Origin of the sequence: Paraburkholderia lebeckiae (assembly GCF_050436225.1) — a bacterium.
GTDB lineage: Bacteria > Pseudomonadota > Gammaproteobacteria > Burkholderiales > Burkholderiaceae > Paraburkholderia > Paraburkholderia tuberum.
Genome location: NZ_JBNDLU010000002.1, coordinates 1,402,193 through 1,428,539, shown reverse-complemented (window position 1 = coordinate 1,428,539; position 26,347 = coordinate 1,402,193). Strand labels below are relative to the sequence as shown.

General features: G+C 60.1%; 20 protein-coding genes, 8 pseudogenes and 1 other annotated feature. Of the genes and pseudogenes, 12 read left to right on the top strand and 16 right to left on the bottom strand.

Going from position 1 to position 26,347, the window contains the following annotated elements:
* Nucleotides 1-92 precede the first annotated feature (92 nt).
* Nucleotides 93-1,070 (bottom strand): IS5 family transposase, encoded by a 978-nt coding sequence (locus OKW45_RS21285; protein ID WP_429470891.1) that lies wholly within the window; start codon nucleotides 1,068-1,070, stop codon nucleotides 93-95.
* A gap of 202 nt (nucleotides 1,071-1,272) precedes the next feature.
* Here OKW45_RS21285 and OKW45_RS21280 point away from each other — a divergent pair, with 202 nt between their 5' ends.
* On the top strand, nucleotides 1,273-2,292 hold the full coding sequence (locus OKW45_RS21280; RefSeq protein WP_429470889.1) for an IS110 family RNA-guided transposase: 1,020 nt from the start codon (nucleotides 1,273-1,275) through the stop codon (nucleotides 2,290-2,292).
* Nucleotides 2,293-2,938: 646 nt separating this feature from the next.
* Here OKW45_RS21280 and gcvA read toward each other — a convergent pair.
* The gene (gene gcvA, locus OKW45_RS21275; RefSeq protein WP_429473336.1) at nucleotides 2,939-3,865 is read right to left on the bottom strand and encodes a transcriptional regulator GcvA; all 927 of its coding nucleotides are present in this window, start codon (nucleotides 3,863-3,865) and stop codon (nucleotides 2,939-2,941) included.
* 143 nt (nucleotides 3,866-4,008) lie between these two features.
* On the opposite strand from gcvA, the pseudogene OKW45_RS21270 reads away from it, so the two are divergent.
* Nucleotides 4,009-4,785 (top strand): annotated as a pseudogene (locus OKW45_RS21270) (SDR family NAD(P)-dependent oxidoreductase).
* A gap of 538 nt (nucleotides 4,786-5,323) precedes the next feature.
* Here OKW45_RS21270 and OKW45_RS21265 read toward each other — a convergent pair.
* The 3 genes and pseudogenes from OKW45_RS21265 to OKW45_RS21255 form a co-directional block, all read right to left on the bottom strand.
* A pseudogene (locus tag OKW45_RS21265) lies at nucleotides 5,324-5,941 on the bottom strand (NADP-dependent oxidoreductase); the annotation flags it as partial.
* A gap of 885 nt (nucleotides 5,942-6,826) precedes the next feature.
* Nucleotides 6,827-7,247 (bottom strand): annotated as a pseudogene (locus OKW45_RS21260) (DUF1810 domain-containing protein).
* A 557-nt stretch (nucleotides 7,248-7,804) separates the two neighbouring features.
* The gene (locus OKW45_RS21255; RefSeq protein WP_429470887.1) at nucleotides 7,805-8,182 is read right to left on the bottom strand and encodes a hypothetical protein; all 378 of its coding nucleotides are present in this window, start codon (nucleotides 8,180-8,182) and stop codon (nucleotides 7,805-7,807) included.
* 65 nt (nucleotides 8,183-8,247) lie between these two features.
* On the opposite strand from OKW45_RS21255, the pseudogene OKW45_RS21250 reads away from it, so the two are divergent.
* Nucleotides 8,248-8,990, top strand: a pseudogene (locus tag OKW45_RS21250) (IS3 family transposase); the annotation flags it as partial.
* Nucleotides 8,529-8,645, top strand: a sequence feature (AL1L pseudoknot). It overlaps the preceding pseudogene by 117 nt.
* Nucleotides 8,991-9,671: 681 nt before the next feature.
* Nucleotides 9,672-10,367, top strand: a complete 696-nt coding sequence (locus OKW45_RS21245; protein ID WP_429470886.1) for a reverse transcriptase domain-containing protein — start codon at nucleotides 9,672-9,674, stop codon at nucleotides 10,365-10,367.
* A gap of 11 nt (nucleotides 10,368-10,378) precedes the next feature.
* On the opposite strand, the gene istB is transcribed toward OKW45_RS21245, so the two are convergent.
* Nucleotides 10,379-11,194, bottom strand: coding sequence for an IS21-like element helper ATPase IstB (gene istB / locus OKW45_RS21240; RefSeq protein ID WP_429470884.1), 816 nt, complete (start codon nucleotides 11,192-11,194; stop codon nucleotides 10,379-10,381).
* A complete protein-coding gene (gene istA / locus OKW45_RS21235) occupies nucleotides 11,191-12,690 on the bottom strand; it encodes an IS21 family transposase (protein WP_429470882.1) in 1,500 nt (499 codons plus the stop codon). The genes istB and istA overlap by 4 nt, the downstream gene beginning before the upstream one ends.
* 146 nt (nucleotides 12,691-12,836) lie before the next feature.
* Here istA and OKW45_RS21230 point away from each other — a divergent pair, with 146 nt between their 5' ends.
* Together OKW45_RS21230 and OKW45_RS21225 are read left to right on the top strand one after the other, a co-directional pair.
* Complete coding sequence (locus OKW45_RS21230; protein ID WP_429470880.1) at nucleotides 12,837-13,742, top strand: reverse transcriptase domain-containing protein; 906 nt, start codon at nucleotides 12,837-12,839, stop codon at nucleotides 13,740-13,742.
* 83 nt (nucleotides 13,743-13,825) lie between these two features.
* A pseudogene (locus OKW45_RS21225) lies at nucleotides 13,826-14,323 on the top strand (IS3 family transposase); the annotation flags it as partial.
* Between the two features lie 30 nt (nucleotides 14,324-14,353).
* Here the strand turns inward: OKW45_RS21225 and OKW45_RS21220 are convergent.
* A pseudogene (locus tag OKW45_RS21220) lies at nucleotides 14,354-14,485 on the bottom strand (DUF1428 family protein); the annotation flags it as partial.
* 173 nt (nucleotides 14,486-14,658) lie between these two features.
* Complete coding sequence (locus tag OKW45_RS21215; protein ID WP_184044705.1) at nucleotides 14,659-15,063, bottom strand: VOC family protein; 405 nt, start codon at nucleotides 15,061-15,063, stop codon at nucleotides 14,659-14,661.
* 928 nt (nucleotides 15,064-15,991) lie between these two features.
* On the opposite strand from OKW45_RS21215, the gene OKW45_RS21210 reads away from it, so the two are divergent.
* A complete protein-coding gene (locus OKW45_RS21210; protein WP_429470878.1) occupies nucleotides 15,992-16,219 on the top strand; it encodes a phage antirepressor KilAC domain-containing protein in 228 nt (75 codons plus the stop codon).
* Between the two features lie 462 nt (nucleotides 16,220-16,681).
* Here the strand turns inward: OKW45_RS21210 and OKW45_RS21205 are convergent, their stop codons facing one another.
* Complete coding sequence (locus OKW45_RS21205; RefSeq protein ID WP_018422560.1) at nucleotides 16,682-17,674, bottom strand: IS5 family transposase; 993 nt, start codon at nucleotides 17,672-17,674, stop codon at nucleotides 16,682-16,684.
* A gap of 373 nt (nucleotides 17,675-18,047) precedes the next feature.
* Between OKW45_RS21205 and OKW45_RS21200 the strand changes: the two genes are divergently transcribed.
* The 5 genes from OKW45_RS21200 (at nucleotide 18,048) to OKW45_RS21180 (ending at nucleotide 20,341) form a co-directional block, all read left to right on the top strand.
* The gene (locus tag OKW45_RS21200) at nucleotides 18,048-18,509 is read left to right on the top strand and encodes a hypothetical protein (protein ID WP_429470876.1); all 462 of its coding nucleotides are present in this window, start codon (nucleotides 18,048-18,050) and stop codon (nucleotides 18,507-18,509) included.
* On the top strand, nucleotides 18,506-18,916 hold the full coding sequence (locus tag OKW45_RS21195) for a Lar family restriction alleviation protein (RefSeq protein ID WP_280785003.1): 411 nt from the start codon (nucleotides 18,506-18,508) through the stop codon (nucleotides 18,914-18,916). Before OKW45_RS21200 ends, OKW45_RS21195 begins: the two co-directional genes overlap by 4 nt.
* Nucleotides 18,917-18,929: 13 nt before the next feature.
* Complete coding sequence (locus OKW45_RS21190) at nucleotides 18,930-19,421, top strand: DUF1643 domain-containing protein (RefSeq protein WP_429470874.1); 492 nt, start codon at nucleotides 18,930-18,932, stop codon at nucleotides 19,419-19,421.
* Between the two features lie 297 nt (nucleotides 19,422-19,718).
* Nucleotides 19,719-19,895 carry a hypothetical protein gene (locus tag OKW45_RS21185; RefSeq protein WP_429470872.1) on the top strand — a complete coding sequence of 59 codons (177 nt, stop codon included), beginning with the start codon at nucleotides 19,719-19,721 and terminating at the stop codon, nucleotides 19,893-19,895.
* Between the two features lie 167 nt (nucleotides 19,896-20,062).
* Complete coding sequence (locus OKW45_RS21180; protein ID WP_429470871.1) at nucleotides 20,063-20,341, top strand: hypothetical protein; 279 nt, start codon at nucleotides 20,063-20,065, stop codon at nucleotides 20,339-20,341.
* Here OKW45_RS21180 and OKW45_RS21175 read toward each other — a convergent pair.
* From OKW45_RS21175 to OKW45_RS21150, 6 genes and pseudogenes are all read right to left on the bottom strand, one after another.
* Nucleotides 20,313-20,774 (bottom strand): hypothetical protein, encoded by a 462-nt coding sequence (locus tag OKW45_RS21175; protein ID WP_429470870.1) that lies wholly within the window; start codon nucleotides 20,772-20,774, stop codon nucleotides 20,313-20,315. The two genes, OKW45_RS21180 and OKW45_RS21175, sit on opposite strands and share 29 nt — an antisense overlap.
* A gap of 78 nt (nucleotides 20,775-20,852) precedes the next feature.
* Nucleotides 20,853-20,942 (bottom strand): annotated as a pseudogene (locus OKW45_RS21170) (BRO family protein); the annotation flags it as partial.
* A gap of 605 nt (nucleotides 20,943-21,547) precedes the next feature.
* Nucleotides 21,548-22,075: pseudogene (locus tag OKW45_RS21165) on the bottom strand (transposase domain-containing protein).
* 117 nt (nucleotides 22,076-22,192) lie between these two features.
* On the bottom strand, nucleotides 22,193-23,005 hold the full coding sequence (locus OKW45_RS21160) for an IS630 family transposase (protein WP_429473335.1): 813 nt from the start codon (nucleotides 23,003-23,005) through the stop codon (nucleotides 22,193-22,195).
* A 659-nt stretch (nucleotides 23,006-23,664) separates the two neighbouring features.
* Complete coding sequence (gene glmU / locus OKW45_RS21155; RefSeq protein ID WP_429470868.1) at nucleotides 23,665-25,026, bottom strand: bifunctional UDP-N-acetylglucosamine diphosphorylase/glucosamine-1-phosphate N-acetyltransferase GlmU; 1,362 nt, start codon at nucleotides 25,024-25,026, stop codon at nucleotides 23,665-23,667.
* A gap of 96 nt (nucleotides 25,027-25,122) precedes the next feature.
* On the bottom strand, nucleotides 25,123-26,343 hold the full coding sequence (locus tag OKW45_RS21150) for a hypothetical protein (RefSeq protein WP_429470867.1): 1,221 nt from the start codon (nucleotides 26,341-26,343) through the stop codon (nucleotides 25,123-25,125).
* Nucleotides 26,344-26,347 lie beyond the last annotated feature (4 nt).

The window sequence follows — 26,347 nt, the reverse complement described above, 5'->3', positions numbered from 1 at the left end:
TGAACGTCGTCAAGTCATGAAGCCGAGCTTGCGCAATTGCTTTTCGGCCCTCGCGGGCCTTGTAGGCGGGCGCGTTGCCCGCCTTTCGCCCACTATGGGCGTACCGATGCCGTCAGTTGCCTGCGCGACAGATAGACGTTGGCCAGCGCGAGCGCGACGAACGCCCGGTTGGCGTTCTTTGCCAACCCGCGATAGCGCACCTTCGTAAATCCCCACAGTCGTTTTACGACCGAGAAGACATGTTCGACCCGGGCCCGGATCTTCGACTTGTTGCGGTTCTTGCCCCGTTGCACTTCGTCGACTTCGCCGCCCGCACGGCGGGTGCGCTGATTGGTGAAGTCGCGCGCCCTGGGGGCCTTGCTGTGGATCAGCGCTTTCTGGCTCGCATAGGCGCTATCGCCGTAGACGCGCCGCTCGTTCCCGTGCAGCAATTGCGGTAGCGGGTGCTTGTCATGCACGTTGGCCGGCGTGAGCACTGCGCTGTGCGCCAGGCCGCTTTGGCTGTCCACACCGATGTGCAGCTTGGCGCCGAAATACCATTGGCGACCCTTGCGGGTCTGATGCATCTCGGGGTCGCGCGCCTTCTGCTCATTCTTCGTCGAGCTCGGCGCGCCGATGATCGTCGCGTCCACGATGGTGCCGCTTTTGAGCTTCATGCCGCTGGCCTGCAGCACCCGGCCGACTTCGGCAAACAATTGCTCGCCCAGTTTGTGCGTCTCCAGCAGGCGCCGGAATTTGAGCAGCGTCGTCGCGTCCGGTACGGCTTCACAACCCAGGTCAATTCCGGCAAAGCGACGCAGGCTGGCGCTGTCGTAGAGCGCCTCTTCGCAAGCGAAGTCGGCCAGATTGAACCAGTGCTGCACGAAATGAATCCGCAGCATGCGCTCAAGACCAATAGGCGGGCGGCCATTGCCGCGCTTCGGATAATGCGGCTCGATCACCGCGCACAGCTGCGCCCATGGCACGATCGCATTCATCGTGTCGAGAAACTCGTCGCGCCGCGTGCGTTTGCGGCGGGTCTCGAAACCCGCTCCTTGATCGGCTGCCATCGCCAGCGTCTGCTGCTTCATCCTGTTTCGCCTTCCTCGTTCAATCCGAGTTCTATAACGCTTGAGGTGCCGGATCGGTGGACTTAATCAGATGGGATGGACGCCTCCCTCCGGCGGCGATCATCTACCGTCCGATGTGACACGGGCGACCGCCGCCTCTTTCTGCCATCATCAGTGAGAGCTTCCGGCGTTTGCCTGCAGCTCGCCACTTGAGGAGGTTCAAATGAAACCCACCGTAATCGGCATGGACATAGCCAAGCACGTATTCCAATTGCATGCCGTTATGGCTCAAACCGGGGAGATTCAGCGCATAAAACTCAAACGCAACCAGGTCATCGAATTCTTCACGAGGCGCGAGCCTTCGCTTGTCGTCATGGAAGCGTGTGGCAGCGCTCACTGCTGGGCCAGACAGCTGATGAGCCTCGGCCACGACGTGAAGCTCATTGCCCCACGCTCAGTGCGTCCCTTCGTTCTGCGTAACAAGACTGACGCCGCCGACGCGCGGGCGATCTGGATAGCTGCTCAGCAGCCCGATGCGCGGTTTGTCGCCGTTAAGACCGAAGCGCAGCAGGCCATTCTCGCGCTGCACCGGCTCCGGGCGCAACTGATGAAGTTTCGCATCATGCAGACCAACGCCCTGCGCGGCCTTCTCTACGAATTCGGCGAAGTGCTGCCCGAGGGATATCGCGCGTTTGCCGACAACATCTCCGCCTGTCTCGCCAGAGTTGCCGACCGTCTTCCGGGTTTGCTCGTCGACAGCCTTCGTGAACAGTGGACCCGTGTACAGGCAATCGACGGCGAGATCGCCGTTCTGGAGCGCCGCCTCGCCCAAGCCTTCAGGAACAACGAGGACTGCCGCAAACTCAGCGACATTCCGGGTGTCGGTCTCCTCACCGCCACAGCCATGGCGGCCGCCATTGGCGATGCACGCAACTTCAAATCAGGACGTGAGTTTGCCGCGTGGCTCGGCCTGGTGCCGCGCCAGATCGGGACCGGTGGCCGAGTGCGTCAACTCGGCCTGAGCAAACGCGGAGATACCTACCTACGCACCCTACTCATGCACGGGGCACGCTCCGTTGTCCTCCGGGGTAAGCATAGCGACTGGGTCGACGCACTGCTCAGCCGCCGACCCTTCAATGTCGCCGTCGCGGCGGTAGCGAACAAGCTAGCCAGAACTATCTGGGCCGTCCTGGCGCACACCGACAGATATCAATCCATTCAAGCGGCCGGACTGACGAACTGATGTCACAACCAGTGAATTAACCTACTTCCTTCATCGAGGTGCGCAAGCGATAGACCCACATTGGCTAACAGGTTGGACCGGGGCAGGGATAACCCGATAAGGCATATGAACCTTTGTGTTCGATGATCAGATGAGGACCCCGCCAGCGCATTCCATAGAGGCCAGCAGGCATCACGACCTGCGCAAACAGGCCGGACATAAGCGTGCGACCTTACCTACCAGCCAACGTGATAAAACCGCTTGCAATCCGGGAGGCGTCCACATAAGCGTTGCCTTAAACGCACTTTGATTCAAACCACTAGCTGCTCCGAGTGCATCGAGTCGGCAGGCTGGGACCGTTGCGGCATCCGCGAAAGCATGCGACGGCGCGACGTGGTGCGAACCATAAACTCATTGAAGCGTGCGTCGTTCTGGGTTTTTTCGCTGAAGACCAGTTAGAACACACCGGACTCGCGGGGGGCGCGGGCCTGATAGGCGACGCGCCTAAAACCTTGGTTTAACTAATTTCGCAACAGCTTCTAAATCGCGCGAGCCGTCGAACATTACTTCGTCAGGCAGTCGCATCACAATGCGCGATTCGCAATAGCGTCGGCCCCGATACCTTGTCGTCCATACGGGCCGCTTGATAGCGCATGCAGGCCATCGACTAGGCCGCATTTCTGTCGCTGGACGCCTCTTCACGAAGCCACTCGCGAAACGCAACGAGTCTTGGAAGGTTAGCGCACTCCTTCCTATAGACGATGTAATAGGCAAGTTCCGACGGCCGCTCGATATCTGGAAAAAGCCGCACCAATCGCCCTGAGGCCACATCGTCGCGTGCAAGAGCGCTACGCGCCAGCGCTACCCCATGGCCATCGATCGAGGCTTGAAGGACGGCAGAGGAACTATTGATCTTCAAATTCGATCGGGCCGCAGTCAGCTTAATGCCCACTTTGTCGAGCCACGCGTCCCAGGTAACGAACCCTATTTGCCGATCGACAGATAGATCATCGATCAGCGTGAGTCCATCCAGGTCGGCGGGGTTGCGGATTCCCGGATGACGCTCAAGAAACGCGGGCGAGCAGACGGGGAAGACTTCCTCGTCCATCAGCTTTTCTGCCTCCAGATCCGGCCAGTGTCCGGCTCCATAGCGCACGCCGATATCGATGCCTTGTGTCGCGAAGTTCACCAGCTTGAGATTTGTGTCAAGGCGAATGTCAGTTTCGGGCCATGCGGTCTGAAAGCGGTCGATGCGGGGCAGAAGCCACTTGGCCGCGAACGCGGGACTGACCGTCACTGTCAGCACCCCGACCGTTGACCGCTCTCTAAGTCTTGCGAATCCGACGTTCAACCGATCGAACCCGTCGCGAATGTCGGGCAGCGCCCTTACCGCCGCCTCCGTGGGCACCAGACGCGCCCGCCCACCGCTGCCTCGATGGAATAGCGACATGCCAAGCCACTCTTCCAGGCTGCGGACGAGCTGCCCCACCGCCGCTGGCGTGACGTTCAGCTCGGTCGCCGCTGCAGAGAAACGCTGGTGGCGCGCGCTTGCTTCAAACGCGCGTAACGCATTCAGGAAGATTGGAGCAGTCATCACGTAAAGAATTTCTTTCAGTGACTGGCAGAATATCTCATTTGTGAATCCATACGTGTCATCCAATAATGTGGTCACCACGCAAAGCTTTCGAATCAACTCGAAAGTTTCAATCCGCGTTCGGTTCACAAAGGACTTCCACAATGAATAGTTTCTCGTCCAAAGTCGCCATCGTCACCGGCGGCGGTTCCGGTATCGGCAAGGAGGTGGCCATCCGTCTGGTGCGCGCCGGCGCTAGCGTGGTTATCGGTGGCCGCGATCAGGCTAAGCTCAAACAAGCCGCTGCCGAAATCGACCCCGCAGGAATCAAAGTGCGCACGTACGCAGGGGATATCGCTTTACCAGCCACGGGCGCTGCGCTTGTGAATGTCGCGACCGACGCGTTTGGCGGTGTCGACATCCTGATCAACAACGCGGGCGTATTCCGACCCAAGGAATTCTTGGAGCTGAGCGAGTCCGATTACGACTGGTTCCTCGACACCATCCTCAAAGGCAAGTTCTTCATGGCACAGGCCGCGGCGCGCGCGATGAAGCAACGCGGCGGCGGCGCCATCGTTCAGACCGGCTCGCTCTGGGCCCTGCAGGCCATCGGTGCGACGCCGTCTTCGGCCTACTCGGCAGCGAATGCTGGAGTACATGCTCTCACGCGCAACCTGGCCATTGAGCTTGCGCCCGCGAATATCCGCATCAACACGGTTGCTCCAGGCGTTGTTGAGACGCCGATCTACAACACGTTCATGACGGACAATTAGGTCAAGCAGACGCTGCCGTCATTCAATGCGTTCCATCCTCTCGGGCGCAACGGCCAACCGGCCGATATCGCCGAGGCGATCCTTTTTCTGGTATCGCCGAGCGCCTCCTGGATTACGGGCGCGGTGTTGCCGGTCGACGGCGGTGTGATGGCCGGTCGCCAGGCGTGACGTGCCACGCTGAAAGGAGAGGTCAATCTTTCTGCAAATCACTTTAGCTTGCTGCTCGAAGACGGCCCGGATCCCGGTTTTTACGAGACAGTCAAACGCAGCGCGCTTCCTCACCGAGGCCCGACGGTGAACGACGGAGATCAGGCACACTTCAGCCGGTCGGTTATTACCGGAAGATTTGTTACAGAATGGCGAATCTGCCGAGGAGTACGGATGAGCCGCCAAGGGTGCCTTCGCCGCACGCAGTGTTCCGTTTTGCCGGTTGACTGCGTGCAAACGTCACTGCCGAATGGAACACGCAAATCTCTGAGTTCCCTGAGCGTGAGAGCACCGTGGCTCGCGGTCCTAGGTACCGACAAAAAAAATCGAATACTCAATGATCCGCTGATTTTCTCCACACGAGTGATGGAAAGTACGGGTGCGGCAGCAGCGTCGTGTCCGTGCCGGTGTCGAGGGAGTTCTGCCCCGCTTGTCTGCAGCCGTGCGGATAGGCCTGCTTCGCTATGGCACGTTCATCCACAGCCAACTGTTTGGCGCGTCACTTGACCTTGACGACGACCTTGCCCCTGGCGCGTCCCTGGGCCAGGTATTCAAGCGCTTCCTTCGCTTGCTCAAACGGAAACACCTTGTCAATGACTGGACGGATGCGTTCTGACTTAATCAGTTCGCCAATTTCGGCGAGCTGGGTTCCATCGGGGCGCACGAAGAGAAATGAATACGTCACCTCCCGCTTTTTCGCAAGCCGCATGATCTTGCGGCTCATTAGCCCGAATACAAACCTCAGAATAAAGTTCAGCCTGCGAGCGCGGGCGAACGCTGCGTCCAGCGGCCCGATAAGCGACACAATCTTGCTCCCCGGTTTGAGGATGTCCATCGATTTTTCAATCGCATCACCTCTGATAGTGCCAAGCACAACGTCGTAGCCGTGCAGCACTTTTTCGAATTCCTGCTTCTTATAGTCGACGACCTCGTCTGCGCCCAGACTGGTTACCAGTTGAACATTGCCGGTACTGGTGGTCGTTCCCACCCTGGCGCCGAAGTACTTTGCCAGCTGGATCGCAAACGTGCCAATACCGCCAGACCCTGCGGGGACGAACACCTTCTGGCCAGCCCGAAGATTGGCGCGCTCCTTCAACGCTTGCCAGGAGGTGAGCCCGCCGATTTTGCGATTCGCCGGAGAGCATACGACCAGCGGAGGGTGCACGGCAACTGGGTTGCGACAGTTGTTCTCCTAATGATGAGTCTCGGCGCGACACTCGCTGCATGGCACTTCTTCGAATCCTTCCGTCTGGCGCGGCGCGCTACTCGTGTTGCGGACGTAAGCACCAATGCTCCGCTGACTGAAAACGCAGGTCGTCTCCAAGATGACAGTACGAAGTCGACCGTGACTGCAAATTGGTTCTCACTATCCGTTCAATCTTCGGCGATCGGGATAAGCTTACTCGGCATCACCTTCGCGTTCTTCCTGATATACGTTCTCTTCATTTTTCCCGTTCGAGAAGTAGCGCTCGATCCGACCGGGAATGCGACGGGACGTGTCGCGGCGAATAGTAACTGTCCCACTTTACCTGGTGTTGCCGACATCGGCCCCCCAGCCGCAAGTGCGGCCTCCACTTCTTCCACTGAACATTCCGAAGCAGTGAGGGATTGCTCGTGCTGTCCTGCGTCGACGAGCGTAGTCACACATTGCCATGCCACCAGTCCCGTTACTACGGGCCGCCTACTCCAGCCCAAGGTCCGCAAACAGCGCGCGAAACCATGTACGGAATAGCACAAACCTTTCGACATATATCGCGACCGGAGCGCCCAACAGCTACGCCATACTCAATAGGGGGACGTTGAACGCTGTGCCGTTGACCGGACCTGGCCGAGGCCGTGTGAAAACGCGCTCCGCACGAAGCCTTCTCAAAAGTCGACCCTTCAGATCGCCGCGTATCAGCCTGGTGGCGACTCGGGAAGGGTAAAGCGACACCCGAAAACCGAGTACTTTTCCGTTTTCACACGGCCTCGGCCGGACGCGGAAGTCCAATTCGAAGGTTGCCTAGATCCGGCTCAGCGTTTGCGGATCGGCCTCGCCGTCAAAATATTTGTGCAGCGCGTCCAGAAATACCCCGTTCTCTTGAGTGGCGCGCGCGAACAGGCTGATCGAGGACCAAAACTTCAAGTAGTCCGGGTATCCGAAGATCTCCTTGATCGAAACGGTCTTCCACGAGGTTGACTAGGCGTGTGCATTCCCGCAGCCGTTCTCCGAGTACCGCATGTCTCATATACGCCTCAGCCTCGGCCAGTGAAGAAATCGCTTACCGCTGCGCCATTGCGCTTTCGCCAAGCCCCTGGATCTGCGGAAACACGAACCACATCCAGTGGCTTCGTTTGCGCCCGTCACGCAATTCATCACATATCTGTTCGTGCATCGGGCCCTGCGCATCGACAAAGCGCTGAAGATCATAGGGATCGTCCATATCCCCTCCGTCTGTATCAGGTGCGGCAAACCGCGCACGAACGACAATTCTCGTCCTCGCTTGAAAAGCGCGCAAATGTTCCTTGAAGCTGGAGTTTCCTTCACCGGCAAAGGGTCGGCATTTTATCAGCGACTGACAAGCGCGCGCTTGCAACACCGTGGTTCCGATCGGCTCCTCGCGACCGAGGCCGTGTGAAAATGCATGCGGAATGCGGTGCTCGAAAAAATTGACCCTCCAGATCGCTCTGTGTTGGCCTAGTGGCAACTCGGGAAGGGTAAAGCGACACCCAAAAACCGAGTACTTTTGCGTTTTCACACGGCCTCGACCCGAAGCGGTCGTTCGCATTTCTCGAGACCGGTCATTGGACAGCGCGTACGCTCTTGCGAAACGGCTACTCTAACGATCCGCGCGTTTTATCACAAATCCCGATTTCCACACGGGAGCCCAGTTGACGATCGCCATCAGCCCAGTGGCCGAATAGATAGGATCGTGGGTTAGCGACGAAATAAGCCCCCCGTCCGGATGGAACACGAGTCTATGCCCGTCAAGACTTCGGATCAGAAAGAGCACTGGGCGGCTTCTGTCCCCTCTGTTGACGCAACGGACCACCTCAGATGCGTGTGGCCGTCGCTGTCAGCGAGGTTATGTGCGATGCGGTCGCCCGGATAACCGCAATCGTCCAAGCGGAATGCCTGCACGCGTTCGCCATCGTAGATCGCGAGATCTGCCTGAGTCTTGCCCTGTGCGTCGGGCGGCAAGAAATGAACGTCAATCCGCGTGGCATGAGTGTACTTGTACGAGAACTGGTCGACGACGTCGTACGAGCCTTGCAAATCGGCAAGTGTATTGGGCTCAGAGGGTACGTTGGCGCAACCGCCGAGCGCGTAGACGACACCTGCCAAGACCGTTAGGCGAAACGCAAAGCCTTTCTTCAATTCTGTCCTCTGTACTGAACCGCCCCGGATTTGGTGGAGGCTCCAACTCTTGAGAGAATGGAGCAATGAACAAGAAGGTAACGAAGTTTTCGCCAGAAGTCCGGGAGCGCGCGGTGCGCCTGGTGCGCGAGCAGCGTAGCGAGCATCCGTCGATGTGGGCGGCGGTTGAATCGATTGCGCCGATGATCGGCTGCACACCGCAGACACTGCACGAATGGGTCAAGCGCGATCAGGTCGACCACGGTGAGCGCGATGGCGTGACCACAGACGAGCGCGAGCGCCTCAAGGCTCTGGAGCGCGAAGTCAAGGAGTTGCGTCGTGCCAACGAGATTCTCAAGGTCGCGAGCGCGTTTTTCGCCCAGGCGGAGCTCGACCGCCGGTTCAAGTCCTGAAGGCCTTCATCGATCAGCATCGCGACACCTTCGGGGTCGAGCCGATCTGCAAGGTCTTGCGGATTGCCCCGTCGGGCTACCGACGCCATGCCGCGCAGCTTCGTGATCCGTCGCGGCGCTCTGTTCGTGCAATCCGCGATGAACGTTTGCAACCGGAGATCAAGCGTGTGTGGCAGGCGAACATGCAGGTCTACGGCGCAGATAAAGTCTGGAAGCAGATGAACCGGGAGCGTATCGCGGTGGCCCGCTGCACGGTCGAACGGTTAATGAAGCAACTGGGTTTGCGCGGCGTAATGCGAGGCAAGCGTGTTCGCACGACTGTTCCTGATGCCGTAGCCCCGCGCCCGCTGGATCGGGTTAATCGCCAGTTCAAGGCGGCACGGCCAAACCAGCTCTGGGTTTCGGATTTCACCTATGGTACGCCCAGCCAGCGTAGCCCGCCCGTTTGGGGGTGAAGCTGCTTGAGCATGCTTGGAATGCAGGACTCCGGAGTAGTTGACGTTGCAATACCGGGGCATGCCCTTCTTCTGCTGCGAGAGGAAGTGAGCCGAAGCGGCGGTGACTTGCTGACACTGGCAAGGTGACGAAGTCCGTGGGAAACGGGGCTTGCGGCGAAGCGGTTACGCCAAGATGAGCCTCCAGGCTGAGCATGGGACGGTTGAGGAACACGAACCTGTTAAACCGCATCTGAGGGTTGAAATGTCACCCCTGCCCACACCGCTTTACGGGCAGGACGCGAACTGTCGCCGGTCACACGTATGGCCCGGCGGCACGAGCGCTGACTGGATATGTATGCCGGTCAGCAGGGAACCACGGGGAGCGCGCAGCTAGACCGTGGTGTTCGCGACGACTTGCGGCAAGCAAGGATAAAGACTGCGACAGGCAGCCTCGCCCATGCGTTGAGTCCAGCATGTGAACTGGGGAAGGCCTGCACGGATGCCAAGGGAGTGTGCCCCCGATGACGTGCAGGCTGGCGGAGCCTCCGTAGTAGTCCGAGGTCGGGAAAGCCGGCCACATGGCGAAGGGAGGCAGTTTAAGTGGTTTGCTGGGTTAATTAACTGACCATAGTGAGGTGAAGACCTTTGATAATCAGTGAAATGCAAAGCAAACTGGCGACATGGTCGACGGAGAACAAAGAGCGCAAGTTCGATCGACTCCTGAGACTGATTGCTGACAGGGAGTGGCTGAGCGAAGCGGCTCGCATTACGCTGGCATCCAGCGGAGCCCGCACACCAGGAGTGGACGGTGTTGACAGGCGCATGATGGAGGCGAATCTCCAGCATGAATTGGCGACGATACGCGACGAACTGTTGGCGGGCTCGTATAGTCCGCTGCCTGCGCGACGCGTGTACATACCGAAGGCGAAAGGCAAGCTCAGACCACTCGGCATCCCTTGTCTACGGGATCGAATCGTGCAAAGGGCAATGCTGATGGCGATGGAGCCTATCTGGGAGAGTGATTTCCATCCGGCTTCGTATGGCTTCAGACCTGCCCGTAGCGTACACCACGCGATTCGCACGGTGAAGCTTCAGTTGCAGGACGGTGGTGAGCAAAGTATCGCTGGACGCTGGGTTATTGAGGGCGACCTCGCCAGCTACTTCGACACTGTTCATCACCGTTTGCTTCTGAAGGGAATCCGCAAGCGGATCGCCGATCAGCGCTTCCTTGCCCTGCTCTGGAAGTTCATCAAGGCGGGTTGCGTTGATCGCGGCCTGTTTCGCGCCGCAAGCTGGATAGCGTCAAGCAGGACGTCCGGTTTACCGACAAACATCTTGGCCGGTCGGCCGAGGTGATTGTCGCTGCGTCAGGGGAGCATGGTTGTCGCTCCGTTCGGGTTGTCAGTGGGTAATTGACGGCGGCGCTCTTTCTGTTTGTCGCTGGCTGTGCGGCGCCGATAGCTTTCGACATTCAGCTCAAAGATCGTCGAGTGATGGACGAGCCGGTCGATGGCCGCCACCGTCATGCCGGGGTCCGGGAAGACGTCATTCCAGCCGGAGAATGGCTGGTTGGCGGTTATCAGAAGACTTTTCCGCTCGTATCTTTCGGCGATCAGCTCGAACAGCACGCTGGTTTCGGCCTGGTCCTTCCTCACATACGACAGATCGTCCAGGATGATCAGGTCGAACCGGTCGAGTTTGGCGAGCGCCGAAGGCAGTTGCAAACTTTGACGTGCGACCTGGAGCTTCTGCACGATTTCGCCGGTCCGGGTGAACAACACGCGATAGCCGGCATCGATCAGGGCATGTCCGATTGCGCTGCCAAGATGACTTTTCCCGCCTCCAGGCGGCCCGAACAGGAGAATCGTGGCGCCTTTCTCAAGCCACGAATCGCCGGTGGCCAGCGCCATCACATGCGCCTTTGAGACCATAGGCACAACACCGAAGTCGAAGGTGGCGAGCGTCTTGGTCGGATCCAGATGTGACTCGGCACGATGACGTTCGATTCTTCGTTTGGCGCGCTCGGCAAGTTCATGTTCGAGCAATGCACCGAGTAACCGCGACGCCTGCCAGCTTTCCTTGTCCGAGCGTTCAGCGAAGTCCGGCCACAACCGGCCGATCGTTGGCAGGCGCAGTTCGTTGAGCATAAGTGCGATACGGCCAGTATCGTAGGCGGCGTTCATGCGAGCACCTCCTCATCGAGCAACGTATCGTAAAGCGCGGCGGACGGCATCTCGACGACAACCGCCGGACACTCGGCCTGGCGCGGCGCGAACTCATCGAACAACACCTTCAGATCGGGCAGTTCACCGAGTTCGAGCAAAGCATCGAGCCGCTCGGCCAGTTGCGCCTCAACGCCGTGGTGCCCGGCGAGTTCAAGCAGGCCCACCATGGTCTTGCAGGCGCTACGCGGCGTCAGTGCCTGATCCAGCCGTTCCCAGGTGCGACGATAGGCTTCACGCGGAAACAGATCGTCACGGAACGCGAGACCCCTGAAGGCCTGCGGCTTGCGTTTGAGCGAATCGATGAAGTGCCGGTAGTCGATGCCGCGACCGCGCCGCTTGCTGGTGTGCGTGGCCCTCGTCGTGCTGTGCACGAGCGCGCCGGACAGATAGCAATCGAGCCGGTCACTGTAAAGGCGCACCTTCAGGCGATGGCCGATCAGCCGCGACGGCGCGCTGTACAGGACGCAACGTACGGTGAACGTGCCGCAGCGGGTCACGCGCGCCTCTTCCTCAACGAAGTCGGTGGTACGGTGCTCAGGCAGATCCAGCAGGTGTTCGCGCTCGATCTGGAACGCTGCAGCATTGCGCCGGTTGCGGTGCATTACCACCCCGCGCACGAACTCGTCGTACGCGGCGCGGTCTGCGAAGTCGCGGTGACCGCGCAACTCCAGAGCCTGATCGACCTGATCCTTCAGATAGCGATGCGAGGATTCGACGCTGCCATTCTCATGACCCATGCCACGGTTGTTGCGCGTGCCTTGCATCCCGTAGTGTTCGAGCAGCGCTGCATAGCGAACCGTGAAGTCTTCCTCTTCCTGCAGGTTTCTGAACGCCGCCGACAGACTGTCGGAACGGTGTTCGCGTGGGCAGCCGCCGGCCTGCCAAAGCGCGTTCTGCAGTCCCGTCGCGAGCGCCTGGAAGCTCTCGCCACCATCGACCACGCTGGCGTATTCCCAGCGCGAGAACGCCAGCACGAAGTGATACAGCAGGTGGTTGAACGGGATGCCACCAATCGTTACGCACAACTTGTCCATGTGCGTGAAGTCCGACAGGCCTCGCGCGCCTGGTTGATACGTTTGAGGGAAGAACACTTCCTGGTTCGGCCCTTCGAGCGCGCGCCACTGGCTGACATGCCGCTCGAACGTGCGCCGCATGCTGTCCGGAAAGCGTTCGGGATGGTCCTCCTGCAATTTGCGCAGCAGGGTGATCGCCTTCAGCTTTGGCGCAGCGCGTAGCAATGGCACCACTTCGCTATCCCAGACATCGGCGAACGGATCTGGGCGCGAGCGCCAGTAGCGCCGGGGCTGCTGCGACGGTAGCCCGGCTTCGTGTTCGACACGCCGCGCCGTGCGCTCGCTCATGCCTGACTTCGCCGCAGCAAGCTTCTGCGGATGGTGTTTGCGATGGTTCATGTAGAGGCGGACCTGCAGGTCGGTAATGCGGCTTCCAGACATGGGCTGACCGCCTCTTTTTAGGTTCAGTCAGCCATCCTAAGCCTCGCCGCTCCGGCGCCGCCGGCAGTTCGTCGTCTCCGGCGGCTACGCCGCCTCCGACTCCTCACTACCGGCCAAGATGAATGTCGGTACACCGGACGTAGTCATTGTCGCCGCCCACCGCAAGCGAAGGAGTTCCTCAGGGCGGTGTCATTTCGCCCCTGTTATCCAACATCATGCTGCACGAATTCGATGTGTGGATGGAAAAGAACTACCTGAACAAGAAAGCGCGGAAGGATCGGTGGGCGTGGAACTTCGCCATTCTCAAGCAGCGTCCAATTGCTGTGCGAGAGAACCGGCAGTGGAAACCAGCGGTCGCCTACTGCCGGTATGCAGATGACTTTGTGGTCGTTGTCAAGGGGACTCGCGAACACGCTGAAGCTATACGCGAAGCGTGCCGTGGGTTCCTCGAGGGCGAACTGAAGCTTACGCTGAATATGGAGAAAACCCATATTACGCATGTGAACGACGGCTTCGTCTTCCTCGGTCACCGCATCATCCGCAAGCGTGGAGCACGTGGTCGCATGCGACCTGTGACGACGATTCCGTGGGAGAAGTATCGGGGCTTTGCCGGGCGGCTCGTCAAGCAACTGTCGGGTAACTATGGCATGAACCGGATGGACCTGATGGAAAGCCTGAACCGGCAGCTTGCCGGCTGGGCAGCCTTTTATCAATTCACCGACTTTACGGCCACCATGTTCAGAAAACTGGACCGCGCAGTCTTCTGGAAATTCGGCTACTGGCTTGCGCGCAGGTATCGGCGCGGGTTCCGGTCGCTGATGCGCGAATACATCCGGGCTCCAGAGCCGGGCCAGACTAAAACTTGGGTGCTGCACGGCCAGAACAGTCGAGGATGGTATGGGGCGGTGGCGCTTCGGCGGCTTGTTACCAGTCGCAAGGGTCAATTCAGGTGGCGTTCTCCGTCGGAAAATCCGTACATCCTGCGCGACGAGACACGCAGTACCATCGAGTCGCGCTATGCCGATGTCGCCTTTGCTATGAGCAACGCTTGAATGGAGAGCCGGATGCGCTGAAAGGTGCAAGTCCGGTTCGGGGAGGAGAGGCCGGGAGATAGCTCGACTACGCCCGGTCTCTTACTCCACTTTCGACGTGGCAGGGCTGGCTGTATGTGGCCTTCGTGATTGATGTGTTCGCTCGCCGTATCGTCGGCTGGCGAGTCAGCAGCTCGATGACCACAGACTTCATTCTGGATGCACTTGAACAGGCGCTTTACGCGCGGCGCCCAGGCGACGACGGAACCTTGATACACCATTCCGACAGAGGGTCCCAATACGTCAGCATTCGCTACAGCGAACGGCTGGCCGAAGCGGGCATCGAACCGTCAGTCGGCAGCCGGGGCGACAGCTATGACAACGCTTTGGCTGAAACGATCAACGGCTTGTACAAGGCCGAACTGATTCATCGCCACACCTGGAAAACGCGGGAATCCGTTGAACTGGCAACATTGGAATGGGTGGCCTGGTTCAATCATCATCGCTTGATGGAACCCCTCGGCTATATCCCGCCCGCCGAAGCTGAGGCAAACTACTATCGGCAACTTGAAACAGATGCCCCTGAACCCGCATCAACTTAAACCAACCAGCCTCCACGATTCCCGGGGCGGTTCACCCCAGCATTCGACCACCTTCAACGCGCCGTGCTCCTTGAAGACGGCCGCCGCTCTTTCGGCGAACTGCCTGTAAACTTCGCGGTTGGCTGTAGGCACGGGGACAACAAATCCATCGACGTAGGTCATTCGCAATCTCCTTTTTCCCATACGGACTATAGGTGCCGGTCGGCAGCGCATCGCAACACGACCGCCCATACGCACGACGAGCGGGGAGTCAAGAAATCGACAATAGTCGATTCCCTTGCACCGATAGCCTGCTTTGACCCTAAGCGGCGCTTTGAGGCATGGCGTCGGCCTGCTCACTTAAGCGGTTGCCCGATGCCGAGCAGGTTGCCCTCGCTATCTCGGAACCAGGCAGCTCTTTCGCCTACCCCACCCTTGGACGGGTAATTCCCTTCTATATCAGCGATCCCGTTTATCGTTTTGAGGCCGGGAAGATCGTATTCTTCGAACGCGACTCCACGCTGTCGCAGCTCACTAACGGTTGCCTGGATGTCATCGACCTCCCAGGCCATTTGTGTATGAGTCCCTGAGGCCGACCCAGACGACTGAAAGAGTGTGAAGTAGCCCCTGCCGCATTTGTAGCGGAGGCCACCAGCCCGTTCTTCCACCGGCTCAAGGCCGAGCCTGCTCGAGTAGAAAGATCTTGCGCGAGCGAGGTCTTGCGCTGGGATCCGAGTTGCGACGTCGCTGTCTTGAAGCATGGAATACCTCTGAGGTCAAGAAAGCCCAAAGACTTTGTTCACTCCGTGCCGCGCAACGCTTCCGCTTTGCGGCCACGGAGTTTCTCTTCCGGAACCAGTTAGTCAGCCGGGAACGCACTCATCGCCTTGATCTATCGTAGACCATGCGATACACAAAACAGTTGACCCCCGAATCCGCTTGGCGTCGGGCCACCCCCCGTTTCTAGGCGATGCGATTTGGAAGTACACGTGCACCCGACCTAGTTCGATGAAATCGAACCTTCCTTTGAATCACGTTGAACGACATTCGGTATCACGTGGTCCACAATCACGAACATGGTTCCGAACCGAAGGCTCAAGTGCTCGAGGACGCGCCACGCCTTGTGGGCCCGGGAATGAGTCAGCGACGGGTCGTCAGTCGCCGCGCCTCGAAGGTCCGCTCGCCGCGAGCAAGCGGACGCTCGCGACCCGATTGGGAAGGACCGTTCCTGGCCGATTGCTAACTTACAACCTCACGGCACGATCGCATCAGAGCCGAGGATGCCCATCAAGGTCTTCGCGTTGTGCTGCCCCCTGATCCTCGAAAATGTTGTTCTCTAACCGTCGAGCGTTGCGCGCGACGTTGAGGACCGTGAGCCCCCAAGCAGATTGCTTATCTACTTTGAGGACACCCGTCGAGGAGGGCACTCCGTACCGACTGTTGCTCACGCGCGACGGGCCTTCTGGCTTTTTCGCCTTTGCGTGAGACGGAACGGCGTCGACATCAATACCGCGCCCAGCAATGTCATTACCGACGACGCGGTGGCGTGCCTCCGCCGTATCTACGGCTGTAGTGCTAAATGCCCTTTGCAAGCGGCTCGGGATGACGCCGCTAGACGAGTCGCGGGTGCAGGCCATCTTTGGGCGCCGGGTCGAACGTTGCGGGAGGGACAATTTTTATGCTGACTGCATGAGCGTGACGGCGACCGCGAAAGCCCTCGGCCTGCGTCGCGGCGACCTGTTCGAACTGCTCTTTCGCGAAAGCTGGCTGTATCGCACGAGCGACGACAGATGGCGCGCAACGGCGCAGGCGCTCACGGGCGGACTTCCTGTGATGCGCGGACATTCTTCAATCGCGTGGCCGCAACTGACGCCCCATGGCCGGGCTGAAATCTCGCGCCGCCTCGCTCATGGATGAATTTCATGCGACGGACCTGATCTCCTGAATTCGTGAGCCAGCCTGGAAGTGCAGTGCTGTGATATCTGCGAAACGGCCCGTACCGGTGGGCCGCCAAGCGTGCTACAGGCCGCTGACGTCGGCGTGGGGACGTGCCTGGAACCGGTTTGGGCGGACAGATACGCTGCTGTTGAATAAAACATAGCGGAGACAACCTCTTCATGCAGCTCTAGAAACTTTTTGCACTTGCCCTCATCCACGGGTCGTTTTTCGCCTGGCTTATGTTCGTTTGCCGACACAAAAAAAACTGGCTTTCCCCAAAGCGCATACATAAAAGCATACGGCGTACTAAGGAATCGCTGATTAATAGGCCATCCCGCGAGGTTGTCGGCGGCGCTGGTTCGGAATTTCCGGATGCCGAAATGAAGCGTTGGCAATTCTGGTGAGTTTTGACCTGAGGATGCGCCTCATTTCTCGCATTTTTCACACGCATGACGGACTGCTCCCATGAACCGACCGCAACCGGTTTCGCGCGATCACCAGGTTCGCCAGGGCGAACAGACTGAACAGTTGCGCCGTGTTCTTGGCCAGTCCCTTGTAGCGCACCTTGCGATGACGGAACAGGTTCTTGACGATATGAAACGGATGCTCGACCCGTGCGCGAATCTGCGCCTTGGTTCGCTCGACCGCAACCACCAGGTCCTTCAGCGGACCGTCCTGCATCGCCTTGATCTTTCCGCGCTTGGCCGCCACGCGCCACTTCACCGACTTGCCCTTCATTTCGTCGCGTTTGTCTACGCCGATGTAGCCCGCGTCGCCGAACGCTTCCTCTTCATGCCCGTGCAGCAGCGCATAGGCTTGCGAGACATCCGACACGTTGGCGGACGTGCCGACCACGCTGTGAACCAGTCCCGAATCGGCATCGACGCCGATGTGCGCCTTCATGCCGAAGTGCCACTCGTTACCTTTCTTCGTTTGATGCATTTCCGGATCGCGACTCTTCCCGGCGTTCTTGGTCGACGACGGCGCTTCGATGATCGTCGCGTCGACCAGCGTGCCTTCCTTCATCATCAATCCGCGTTCGCACAGCGAAATGCCGATCTCGTCGAACAGCTTCCGCGTCAGGTCATATTCGACCAGCAGGCGCCGGAACTTCAACAGCGTGGTCGCGTCCGGAACGTCCTCGACCGCCAGATCGATGCCGGCGAAGGCTCGCATCGCGATGCTGTCGTACATCGCGTCTTCCAGACCTTCGTCCGACAGGCCGTACCACTGCTGCAGAAAGTAGATTCGAAGCATCCGCTCCAGACCAATCGGCGGACGGCCACGCTCACCCTTCGGGTAGTACGGCTCGATCGCCGACAGCAACCGCGGCCATGGGACGACCCTCTCCATCTCTGTCAGGAAGCGCTGACGCCTGGTCACCCGCTTCTTGCCCGCACTTTCCGCTTCTGCAAAGCTGATCTGCCGCTTCATCACTATGGGTCCGTTCCGTGAGCTTCCTTCTACAACGCACTCGGACACCTCAGCGATGACGGCCGAGCCTGATAAATCAGTGTTTCCCTAACATCGTCCTTGCCGGATCCGGCAATTTTCTGAAGACGTGGGAATGGAAACGCTACGGCCATCGAACCATCGCGTCGGTCGCCGACAGCGCGGATACCAGCGTGTCGATCGAAGCCAGGGATTTGCAAAGCCTTCTCGCGCTCACCGGAGGCGACCATGCCTGAAGTCCTGATACTGAATCCGGGCGGCAAGCCTGATTGTTGGTGCGAGAAGTGCCACCCTCTCACGTTGACGGACATACGTATGATCGTGTGTCCGGACTGCGGCGACAAGCGATGCCCACATGCGACCGATCACCGGAACGCCTGCACCGGATCAGCCATGCTGCGCACTGGTAAGCGAGCGCCCATTCGCAACCCAGCTTGTCTCGAAAGAACGAAGGGTCACGGCACAAGACGCGCTCGACCGGGAAGTCGTCTTGCAGGCGCGTATCGCCACGCTCGAAGCGCAGTTGAAGGATGCGCAGGCGCGCATTCTCAGTATCCCCGCGCCGCTTGACGAGTATCACGAAGACATGCGTCCGGTCGTAGGGTGGGCGGCGGACGAAAACGGCGTATGGCTTGGCGAACCGGCGTGGATCGGCAAGCCGGATGGTAGTGACTGGCCCGGCTATCACACGCACTGGACGTTTCATCCGCAGTTCCCGTCCGTTCCCGCGCGTGCGGCGCACGTCGAGCCGACAGCATCGGACGAAGTTTCACGCCTGTTCCCGCTCGTGAAAGCGCAGACATTGGAGAAGAAATGAAGGAACTGGAAGACTGCCCGTTCTGCGGATCGGGTGACGTCCGCGGCAGCAGCGGAATCGTGCATTGCTACATGTGCAAGGCGCAGATTCAGCGCGCCACGACTGCCGCCGCGTGCGAGGCGTGGAACACTCGCGTGATTTTCATGCGCAACGGCTTCAGCATCAAGGAAGACCAGAACGACCTGAAAGACTACGTTTATCGGGCCGCTGCGGAGTTGCTTGCGCGCGACGGGGCGGCTCTTGCCGCACCGGTCGCATGGATGACGACCTATGAAGTACCGCCGAAAACAACGGTGCGTTTGCTCGCGGACATGAACGAACGCCAGCGCGATTACGTCATGAAGCACGCAATGAAGGTCGTCGCGCTCATGCCGGGCGAGACGTTGAAAGACCGCCCGCCACTGTAACGAGGCACTCGAAGTGAGCGCGATCCTGAGTGAATGCGGCACGTACCGCTACCGGCTTGAACGCCGGATTGAGACCGCCGTGACGTCGCACACCGTGGCGTATATCGGCATGAATCCGTCCACCGCGGACGCCACGCTAGACGATGCGACCGTGCGCAAGTGGCGCGGCTTCACGATCCGTTATGGCGGCTCGCATTTCGTCGTCGGCAATCTGTTCGCCTACCGCGCAACGGACGTGTGCGAGCTTGCGGCGGCGCGTGATCCGGTTGGCCCGGAGAACGACGAGCACCTGCGCGCGATCATGGCGAACGCCGATGTAGTGATCCCGTGTTGGGGCATTCGGGAGAAGGTGCCGCGCGCCCTGCGCTACCGGTTTGACCAGGTGGAAGCGATGCTCCTTGATAGCGGGCGACAGATAAAAACGTTCGGCTTCTCGAAGTATGGCGACCCGTTACACCCGCTCAGGCTGGCCTATTCAACGCCGCTTGTGGATTGGAGCCGATAATGCCCGGATATATCGCAGAGTTCGGCGGCAAGTACTGCGCGTGGAGCACGGTCACTAACTCGCCGACGTCCACCCTCATGACCGAGTGGGAACGGTTTCATGATCTGCGCGAGAAGAATCCCGCGACGGACTGGGAACTGTTTCAGGCGCGCGTGGCGTGCGTTCGCGAGTTCGGTTGCAGCGGAGGCTATTTCGGTTTCACCAAGGCGGACTTGCTGGCGTTCAACCGCGCGGGGCCGAACGAAACGTACGTCGCCACTGAAGCGGAAATGGTCGCGCTCTACAAACGGAGTACCCATGACGAGAGAGCCAGTCCACGAGCGTGGTCGCGTGATCGGCCACAACATCACCTATCCGCCCTTCTATGTGACGGTGCGCGATGCGCGCGGGTATGAGTCGCTCATTCAGGCACAGCCGGGCCGAACGGTATTTGAACCCGTTACGCGCCGGCGTGGCATGTTTGACGAGGATTGAATGAGCCCACTGGACTTTCTTCGGCAGCAGGAAATCGCATTTCGCGAAGGCACGCCGGCTGACGCCCCGGTAATCGTGATCGAGCACTGGCCCCGCCCATGTCGATCGTTGCACTCGTCGCGACGTTCGACTATGCGGCATATGAGCGGCGGACCCGTGAGGATTGAATGAGCACCAATGTGCATCAAATTGCGAACTACGGCGTCTCGCGCGACTATGCCCGACTCGCCGAACTGGCGAAGGCGCATAGCATTATCTGCATCGTCACGCACGATGGTTTCCGCGACGTGGCGAAGACCCTCTATTCGAGCTTCAAGGACGGCGAAATGTGGCAGATAAGCGCGCGCGGAACCGGGTACGTGTGGGCGGATAACGTAGAGGATTTTGTACGGAAGTGCGAGATAGTCGCACTCGAATTTATCGAGCCGCCAACGAAAGAGAATTGATATGGAAAAGCGGTATGCGATCATGGAACTGCCTGACGCGAAAGCGCTGGCCGCGCTCGCGAACGTCCCCGGCACGGCCTACCCTGCCTGCTGCTGCGCTCACACCTGTAGTCGAGCGCATCGGCGTGAATTTCGCCGTGCCGTAGGCGTGTTCGTTCGCCTCGCCGGTTTTGACGACGAAGCGGCAAACATCGATATGTTTCTGGTAAGCGTCCAGCCGCCGCCAAGGGGATACATGATGCTTTTTCATGCAGGAACGTGCGGAAGTCACGCTCGTTTGCGTTGAGCAGCTTGGCGACTTCGCGGAACCCGTCAGGCCGGTTGCTTCGACATAGCGCTCTACGAACTCGACGGCAGGCACGGCGACGCCAAATGCTTTTCTGGCATTCGAGTTGTTCCGCTTGATCTGCCGCAAGGCGAAGGGCTTCGCCAAAGTTCTTCGGCAAGACGACGCAGACGCGGCGGGCGCGAGGCTATACGAGCCAGTCTTTCGGACCGACGGAAGCACTTCGCGCACGACCCACTCTCCGAACTTCTCTGCGGCAGGGAACTTCGAGGGCATGACAAGGCGGTACACATCGCGCTCAGGAATCACGGTTATCTGTTGGACGCCAACCGGCGCAGGGATGCCCTGAATCCGGGCACCCTTGCAGTGCTACGCGCCGCCCGGCATTGGGCTGAATGATTCGTTCGTCCCTTCATGGCCGAGGCGCTTGAGATTGCGACCGGAGACCCCGTTGGTCGGCTTGAAGGGTCTCCTTAAAAACAAGGAGACCTCCCTGTCTTGAACCAGGCCGTCATTCGCAGCCCAGCGCAGTATCATGTCTTTCTCTGTGTGTGTACGCGTGACTTCGCCGTGACCATCACGGCGTCACGTTTAATGTCACGCGTGACATGTTCGCCACCCCGGTGTCGCCACACCGTCCTGCCTTGCAGGACGAACGATCCTGTAACTGTCGCGCTTGCCAACGAGGTGCTCGGTGTATTGCTGGCCATTCCATTCTGCGGATGGGTGTACGCCATCGGCGCACACGTCGAAATGGCGCACTTACGATTGGTTGATGATTGTTGACGGTTACTTGCGGGTGCAGGTGCTGGGCCGACATGAACCCCCTGTCGAATAGGGTGATGGAATTGGCCGGCACGCGAGGAATGAGTTCACGCCTCGAGACCATCTCGTTGATGTCGTAAGGACCGAACACGGCATCACGCACCAGATGCGTCGCAAGCGCGGTGAGCGTTACCGCGCGCAGTTGGGGATAGCTGCCAATGCGGCCATGGGCGGCGGGAGGCGCCGAAATGCCTGCGGTTGGCGGCACTGTCGGCGGTGCGCAGCGTGGTGCCATCCATCGCGAATAGCGAGAATCCCTTGAAGAGGTACTGATCCTGATCCTGCGCAACCCAGTTTCTGGCTGATTCGTGAAGCAGCCACGCCAGTGGCGCCGCGCCGACGCGCTGCCGCGCCTGGGTGATGGCGCTCTTACTGACAAACGACGCATCGGCTACAGGTAACGCAAGGTCCAGCTCATCGACAACCTAGCTGATCGATTGGTGCCGGTACAACGCGAGCGCTATCACCAGCCATACGACCTGTTGCGCGGGCAGCCGACGCCGACGTACGCTGGCACTGCCACTGGCCTGCACTGCATACTCGATCCATTCGTATGGCAGATGCTGATCCAGCCCGCACCAATCGAGCGGCGGCCCGGGATTCAACAAGGAGGCGCAGATCATCGACCAGCATGGCGACGAAAGCTAAGGAAGGTCTGCAAAACTCCTAGTGTTGGCGTGTAGGTGGGCTATCCTGGAAGAAGCATAGTTAATAAGCCGAAACAAAGTACCGGACATGGATCATGCCGCGTAGCGGTCTGACGGATGCTGGAACATGGATCGGACCAAAGCCGGAATTCTCTGCAACGAGCGCAGAACTGCTCGAACACGCTGCTTAAGATGCCCGGGACCTTTGATAGCAAGCTTGCCGATCTTGTGATGTTTGAGATAACCCCACAGGAGCTCATCCGGATTCAGATCCGGCGAGTAAGCAGGCAGGAAGAAAAGACAAAGGCGTCCATCTGATGCTGCGGCAAGCTGGCGGATCGCTTTGCAACGATGAACTGGATGACCATCCGCAATCAGGAAGAACGGCGCATCGGCATTGAGTACCAGTCGCCTGACGAAATCGACGTACGCCGCAATCCTGAAGCTGCCTTCAAAACACATGAAACGGAGTTGACCGCGCGAACTGATCGCCGAGATCAGGTTCACCTTGAAGCGAGCGCCAGTGGTTTCGACAACGCGTGTCTGGCCGATCGGTGCCCAGGTCGTGCCGCTGTGATAGTCCGAGCGCACCGTCGATCCGTCGACGAAGAAAAGCTGTGCCCCACAGCGTTTGGCCTGCCTGACAATCGCCGGATATTCGTCTCGCATCCATGACTCGACCAGTTCAGGGTCGCGTTGGTAAGCACGCGCCAGCGGCCGCTGCGGTGAAAGTCCGAGCTTCCTGAGCAGCCGGCCGACCGATACCTCAGAGAGCCGGACATTGAAATGTTCGCGAATCAACTCCCGCACCATGTCTCGCGTCCACAACGCAAACTCGAACTTCACCTGCATGGGGTTCTTCGTTGTGACCGTCCGATAGACAAAGCGGATAGCCTCGGACGACATCGTCGCAGCCCGCCCCATCTTCATCTGCCGGCACTGCCGGCGCACCGATGATCGTCGTCGACATCCTCGAGCGCAGCGCCCCGATCCGCGCACCGCCGATGTGCCGGGCTCAGACATGAGCACAACGTTTCCCCGATATCTGAACCGACCGTCGGCTTTGCGGCAACGCGGCCCACGAGCGGACGTTCGCGCCGGGCGCTTCGAAAGGCGCCTCCCACGTGCGCATCACCATCGTGATTGCACGACAGCGCCGCTTCGCTACGGCGTCAGCGCCCGTCCGGCATCGCGCCTGGCCGCACCGCATCCGACATCGCTGAACATCCCGACCTATCAATCGCCATAGCGGCGAGTTCCGGCCACAGCGAAGCACTCCGCGGTTTCCTCCATCGGGCTTATTCGACGCCTGCCGGCACGCGCGGAGGCATTCACATTCCTGCGGGCGATGGCAGGCATCGAATAAGCCTTAACGAACGAATAAGCCTTACCGAACCTTGTCCTTCCTGCTCGATCGGCAGAACCTCATTGCGAAGTTTGAGTCTAGCGGAGAGTATGTTAGAGCAAAGATCAGATGTCGTAGCCTGAGCGTTTTCGGCTCATGCCGGGGTGCCGGTTCTGACTGCCGGAATCCATCGATCGGCTCAAGGTCATCGAGGTGCCCATCAGCCTTTCTTCCTCACCGGCCGCGCATAACCCGTCCTGCCTGTTTGGCCCTTGTCGTTCAGAACCAGCATGTCTGCTTCGACGTCCTTCCAGACCGTCGTGCCCGCAGCGATCGTCGCGCCGCGCCCGATCCGCACCGGCGCGACCAGTTGCGTGTCCGAGCCGACGAACACGTCGTCCTCGATCACGGTGCGGAATTTGTTGGCGCCGTCGTAGTTGCAGGTGATCGTGCCCGCGCCGATATTCACGCGCGCGCCGACATCCGCATCGCCGATGTAGGTGAGGTGGTTGGCCTTCGAGCCTTGACCGAGCACCGCGTTCTTGATCTCGACAAAGTTCCCTACATGAGACTCGTCTTGCAGCGCCGCGCCTGTGCGCAAGCGCGCATACGGACCGACAACGGCCTTCGCGCCGACTTCCGCGCCTTCGATGTGCGTGAACGCATCGACGCGCGTACCGGCGCCGATACTCGCGTTGCGAATCACGCAGTTCGGCCCGATGCTGACGTTGTCGGCCAGCTTCACACGGCCTTCGAACACGCAGTTGACGTCGATCGACACGTCGCGGCCGCATTCGAGCGTGCCGCGCACGTCGACGCGCGCCGGGTCGGCGAGCGTCACGCCCGCGACCAGGAGTGCGTCGGCGACATTGCGCTGATGAATCCGCTCGAGCTCGGCAAGCTGCTGCTTGCTGTTGACACCGAGCGTTTCCCACTCGTCGTCGGGCTGCGTGGTGACGACGTCGAGGCCGGCTTCGATCGCCATTTCGACCGCGTCGGTCAGATAGAACTCGCCTTGCGCGTTGTCGTTTCTGAGCGCCGCGAGCCAGCCGCCGAGGCGCGCAGTCGGCGCGACGATGATGCCGGTGTTGATCTCGGCAATCCGCAACTGCTCCGCATTCGCATCCTTCTGTTCGACGATGCGCGCCATCTTGCCCTGCTCATCGCGAACGATGCGGCCATAACCGGTCGGATCGGCGAGCGTCACAGTGAGAACGCCGTAGCAGCCCTTCCCCGCACGATCGGTCAACGCCCGCAGCGTGCTCGCACGCGTGAGCGGCACGTCGCCGTACAGCACGAGCGTGGGCGCCAAAGGATCGAGAAGCGGCAAGGCCTGCTGCACCGCGTGGCCCGTACCGAGTTGTTGTTCCTGCACAGCGAACTGGACGTCGGGCGCCGCAACCGCCTCGCGCACCGTTTCGGCGCCATGGCCTACCACCACCACAAGACGCGTGGGTTCCAGCGTCCGGGCAGTGTCAATCACGTGAGCGAGGAGCGGCCGGCCAGCCAGGGTATGGAGCACCTTGGGAAGCGCGGACCGCATGCGTTTGCCGGTACCTGCCGCCAGAATCACGATATTCATGTCGTTAGCGATTAAAAAATTTCGGGCTGTTCGCCCGGATGACGAGGGTACGAAGGTCGATGCCGCGCGTGACTTGCAGCCGGTGATCAGCCCTCTTTACGGAGTCTCACAGCGATCCGCAGCCGTCGCCGGCTTCACCGCATTCAGGTCGAACTCCGCTTCCTGCAGCCCTTTCGGACTCGTTGCGACCCAATGCAATTGCGTCTGCGAGCGCACGAGCCCGACGCTGCCGGTGTAGGTCCATCTGATCGGCGATGGCTGCGTGCCTTCCAGTTCGATCGACGAGGCCGTCACCCGCAAATGCAGCAGCCGTCCATCCTGTGACGGCGTGAACGCTCGATCGCCAATCACAGCGATACCCGCCTCACGTACCGACGCCGGCATACACGCGAGCGTCGCGGTGGTCTCGCCGTTCTGCTCGATGAGTTGCGCAAAGCCTTTGCCGTCGACCCCCGTGGCGACCACCAGAAAGCGGTCGACGGACGGCACATAAGCCGCCGCATACGTGTAGTACTGCAAGCGTGGTGCAATCACACGCGACTCGCCGAGCGCACCGCTCGCGGGATCGAGCGTCGCGGCCTTGAGCCGCGCGAATGTCTCGCCGGGCACGTATTGCTGCCACACCAGCAGCGCGCGCGTCGGCGAACCGGCGATCATCGGCCACCACTCGCGCACCCGCCGCGCGACATCGACCGCCTGCAGCAGTGCGCCATTACGGTCATAGATCTTCGCGTAGACGCCGTTACCGGTACCGAGATTGTCGACGCCGCCACCGTCGATCCAGTCGTTCGAATAGAACACAACGAAGCGCGAGCCGACCGCCGCGACGTGCCCCGAATGACCGCCCGACAGTACTCCGACCGGATAAGGCCGTACATCATGAAGGTTCGACGTGTAGACGCCGTAACGCTGGCTCACCTCGTTCGGCGTATTCCATCCGTCCTCGAACGTCACCATCACGCGGCCACCGTCGTTCTGCGCAACCGACACCGGCTCCTGTGCTTCCGGCCGACTGATGAACACGTGCGGCTTGCCGAGCTTCGCCTGCTGCGGCGTCCAGCGCGCGATGTACACGTCGTGCGTCCAGTTACGGTCGCGGCCCGCGCCGCGTGGCGGCAGGCCCGAGCTGCTGAAGAACACGGTCGATACGCCGCGCGCGTCGGTCGTCACGCCAATCCCGTGCATATAGGCGCGCAGATCGCCCGTCGGCACGCTGGCCGCCTCCGCCCTGCGCCCGGCCGCCGAAGCGCACGGGACGAGGCCAGACGCGAGGCCGCATGCGGCCGCCACTGCGAGAACTGCAAAGGTCGTTCGCATGCTG